Consider the following 1,540-nt stretch of genomic DNA (forward strand, 5'->3'; position numbering starts at 1 on the left):
AAAATGCATGACGTGGGATAAGTATTGCAAATCATCAACACGATTTTTCATTATCTTCACAAAAAAACAGACAACTGCACATAGCGCAGCGTTGTAAGCAATTTGAGAAATTTAAATCGAAGAAATATGAAATCAATTCAAGTATTATTAATAGTTACATTCTTTTTTCTTGCAAGTCTTACCTGTAATTCTCAGAACTATAAAGATTGTTATTGTTACACTTATTCATTACAGGTAGACTTGAAGCATTCTGGCGAAGACTATTTTGTTATTTCTAATGTTCAATATACTGGAACAGATGACTCTTGTACTATTAACCAAATAGACTTTGAAAATTATGTTTTTGATTATGTTGAATCTAGGTATCCAAAAGTTATAGATTTACGCTCTAACAGTTATACTTACTGCTTTGATAACCTAGGAAAAGCGAAAAATGCAAGAATGGAAGAACTTGCAGATAATTCCAATGGAAAGGTACTAGAAGTAACAGTAAATTTTACACCTGACGCCTCTAGAATTAAAAATAATTCTTCTAGCGTATCCAAAGAAAACTCACAATATAGTGATAGAAAAATAAGTGACAATAACTCTCGTAGTTCTGGCAAAAATTCAAGTAGAAATATGTCGCAAAATAAAGAAAATTATTTACCAAACCTTGACCGTGCCATATATCGTGAATATCCCGCTATTAAATCGATTTTGCCTAAAGAGGGTTGTGTTGTAAAATTGTTTAGTGCATCAGAGAAAAGAGGAGAACCAAGTATGTCTGAAACTTTTGATTATATAAGAAATGTACTTAGAGCTTATGGTGGCTATAAAGCAAGTGTTAATGGTTCACCATATGGAGAAATGAAATCAAATGTGGAGTTAGTGGATATTAGCTATAATGGAACAGAATTTAGCTTATTACGACAAGGGGTATTTTCTGGGGGAAAATTACCAAAGGATATTAAAGGTAAAACAGAAATAATTTTTGATTTAGCAAGTCTCGACCCTAAAAGTCTGGAAATATCTTCAAAATCAGAAGCAGACTTAGGAGGTGGTATATTATTAGAGTTTAACTCGAACTATAAGTATCAATTAACTGTGAAATGTAGGTTCAATAATTGTATTAAAAATCAGCCTATTGAGTTTGTAAAGGAGGCTAGTGTAGATGCTGAATTGAAGTCTGAACAAACTTTAGCTTTTGGGGGAACCTTACAAGACGTAAAAAAAATTAAAAAAGCATTTGAATACCTTCTACAAAAAATTTCTTGTAAGTCCAATAAAGCGAATAATTTTTTTGAAGATTAATTTTTTAGATTTTCTCAGATTAGAAAAAAATGTGCTTTTTGAATTAATAACTGTACACAACAATGGCTATAAGTAATTGCTTGTTCTCGCCTACTTCTGAAAATCCTCGCGGATTTTCAACTTGGTGTGTACTTGCAAAGTTAACCGCTAACCCACGCAACTACTCATAGCCGAGACCGATGATATCGAATACGCCTGCGGCGTACTTTTGTCTACGCTGCTTCGCAGACACTATATCCAAAAGCAG

The 1,540-nt window shown here is 32.7% G+C and carries 1 protein-coding gene; it reads left to right on the forward strand.

Features of this window, described 5'->3' with window-relative positions; all coding sequences use genetic code 11:
• Positions 1-126: 126 nt before the first annotated feature.
• A complete protein-coding gene (locus LBV24_RS14985; protein ID WP_224479472.1) occupies positions 127-1,293 on the forward strand; it encodes a hypothetical protein in 1,167 nt (388 codons plus the stop codon).
• The last annotated feature ends 247 nt before the right edge of the window (positions 1,294-1,540 follow it).

This window comes from Winogradskyella vincentii (genome assembly GCF_020166345.1).
Lineage (GTDB): Bacteria > Bacteroidota > Bacteroidia > Flavobacteriales > Flavobacteriaceae > Winogradskyella > Winogradskyella vincentii.

Bases quoted from the DNA above. Each gene is read 5' to 3' on its own strand.
- LBV24_RS14985 (WP_224479472.1), top strand. From the start codon at position 127: ATGAAATCAATTCAAGTATTATTAATAGTTACATTCTTTTTTCTTGCA.